Annotated in this window: 1 protein-coding gene; it reads right to left on the minus strand. The window is 63.5% G+C overall.

Annotated features, from left to right (window positions below; all coding sequences use genetic code 11):
• The coding region (locus ON29_RS23015) for a hypothetical protein (protein ID WP_040869407.1) at positions 1-285 on the minus strand (285 nt) is incomplete at both ends.

Below are 285 nucleotides of genomic sequence, written 5' to 3' on the forward strand. Positions count from 1 at the left end.
ATCGACCAAGTGATGCAGCTTCAAGATGTACATGTAACCGACCGCGACCGGGTACGGAAAAGGCTCGCCCGTGCGGCCGTCGAACAATGTCGCCTTTCCATCCGCTCCGACCATGACGTCGCCGTCGCGGTTGGGCAGTGTGGACGCCATCAACCCGGCGAGTTCTTCCTCGCGGGCCCCGTCGAAGACCGGTGTCGCCAGATTCGTATCCGGTGCCGCCGACAACAACTCCTCGGGCAATCGCCTCGCCCAGTCCGGTCGCGTGCCGTCGGCGAGCTGAATGTT

This window comes from Nocardia exalbida NBRC 100660, from assembly GCF_000308575.1.
Classification (GTDB): Bacteria; Actinomycetota; Actinomycetes; order Mycobacteriales; family Mycobacteriaceae; genus Nocardia; species Nocardia exalbida.